This window comes from Luteibacter sp. P4_E6, assembly GCF_056401535.1.
Genome location: NZ_JBFUJE010000709.1, coordinates 1 through 1,670 on the forward strand (window position 1 = coordinate 1; position 1,670 = coordinate 1,670).

Below are 1,670 nucleotides of genomic sequence, written 5' to 3' on the forward strand. Positions count from 1 at the left end.
GTGCATGCTCGAGCACGCCCGGCGTACCGTGGTGGTCATCGTCGTCCTGCACGATATCGTGCGAACCGTGCGCATCGTCGTGGTGAGCGGCGACAGCGTGAGCAGCGTCGTGATGGACGGCATGCGCGTCATGACCGTGGCCATGCGCCTTGTGCTCGACCGTGAAGCGCTCCTTCCCGTGGAAGGTCATGTACAGCAGGCGGAAGCTGTACAGCGAGGTGACGAACACGCCCGCCATGACGCAGAAGTACGCATAACCCGCGCCCCAGCGATGCGACTCACCGACGGCCTCGATGATCGCGTCCTTCGAGTAGAAGCCGGCGAAGAACGGGGTGCCGGCCAGGGCCAGCGAGCCGATCCACATCGTGATCCAGGTGATCGGCATGTACTTGCGCAGGCCACCCATGTAGCGCATGTCCTGCTCGTGGTGCATGCCCATGATGACCGAGCCAGCGCCGAGGAACAGCAGCGCCTTGAAGAAGGCGTGGGTCATCAGGTGGAACACGGCGCCGCTATACGCGGAGACGCCGAGCGCAACCGTCATGTAGCCGAGCTGCGAGAGCGTCGAGTACGCGATGACGCGCTTGATGTCGTTCTGGACGATACCGATCAGGCCGGTGAACAGCGCCGTGGTCGAACCAATGACGAGGATGAAGGACAGCGCACCCTCGGTCAGCTCGAAGATCGGCGACATGCGCGCGACCATGAAGATACCGGCGGTGACCATGGTCGCCGCGTGGATCAGCGCCGAGATGGGGGTCGGGCCTTCCATCGAGTCCGGCAGCCACACGTGCAGCGGCACCTGGGCGGACTTACCCATGGCGCCGATGAACAGCAGGATGCCGATCACGGTCGCGGCGTCCCAGGCGTGATTCTGCGTGATCTGCAGCGTCTTGCCGACCAGCTCGGGAGCGTGATCGAAAGCCGTCTGGTAATCCAGCGTGCCCATGAAGTACAGGATCGCCGAGATACCGAGCAGGAAACCGAAGTCGCCCACGCGGTTGACCAGGAAGGCCTTGAGGTTGGCGAAGATCGCCGTCGGGCGCTTGTACCAGAAGCCGATCAACAGGTACGACACCAGGCCCACCGCTTCCCAGCCGAAGAACAGCTGCATGAAGTTGTTGCTCATGACGAGCATCAACATCGAGAAGGTGAACAGCGAGATGTAGCTGAAGAAGCGCTGGTAGCTCGGGTCTTCCGCCATGTAGCCGATGGTGTACAGATGCACCAGCAGCGACACGAAGGTCACCACCACCATCATCATGGCGGTGAGGCGGTCGATCATGAAGCCGACCGAGGCATGGAAGCGACCGATCTCGAACCAGGTATAGACGTCCTGGTTGAAGTTCTGTGCACCACCCCAGACCAGCTGGTAGAGCACGTAGAACGACAGGCCGCAGGCGATTGCCACGCCCAGGATGGTCGCGGTATGCGCCCCTGCCCGGCCGATCAGCTTGCCAAAGAGGCCGGCCAGGATCGCGCCCACCAGGGGTGCCAGTGCGATCGTCAGCAGGATTGAAAGCGAGAGACTCATCGGATCAACCCTTCATGCTGTCGATTTCGGCGACATTGATCGTGCTGCGATTGCGGAACAGCAGGACCAGGATCGCCAGGCCGATAGCGGATTCCGCCGCGGCCACGGTAAGGATGAAGAACACGAAGACCTGGCC

At 62.2% G+C, this 1,670-nt stretch carries 2 protein-coding genes; both read right to left on the reverse strand.

The window, feature by feature from the left end:
* Positions 1-1,534, reverse strand: a 1,534-nt coding sequence (gene nuoL, locus AC1DT2_RS22645; protein WP_477298891.1) for an NADH-quinone oxidoreductase subunit L, incomplete at its 3' end; no start/stop codon positions are given.
* Between the two features lie 4 nt (positions 1,535-1,538).
* Positions 1,539-1,670, reverse strand: a 132-nt coding sequence (locus AC1DT2_RS22650) for an NADH-quinone oxidoreductase subunit K (protein WP_477298893.1), incomplete at its 5' end; no start/stop codon positions are given.